The 210-nt window shown below is 60.5% G+C and carries 1 protein-coding gene; it reads right to left on the reverse strand.

The window, feature by feature from the left end; genetic code table 11:
• Positions 1–42: 42 nt before the first annotated feature.
• A complete protein-coding gene (locus AC3A5N_RS16020) occupies positions 43–201 on the reverse strand; it encodes a type II CBASS E2 protein (RefSeq protein ID WP_487738319.1) in 159 nt (52 codons plus the stop codon).
• Positions 202–210 lie beyond the last annotated feature (9 nt).

Raw genomic sequence — 210 nt, forward strand, 5'->3', positions numbered from 1 at the left:
TGGATGGCAGGTGCGAAACTCGCAGTTTGATTTGGCGGGCAGCTAGCGCCCGCGCGCCCGACGGTCGCGTCGGTTCAACTGTTCGGTGTCGGACGGATCAGGGTGCGTTCCCCCGCCTTTCCACTCGCCTGACGCCAGCCACTCTTCGAAATAGTAGAGCCATGTAGCTGCCCAGGGCACGAACGTTTGATCTATCCGCATCGAAGAATC

The organism is Pelagerythrobacter sp. Soil_C_18, from assembly GCF_057657235.1.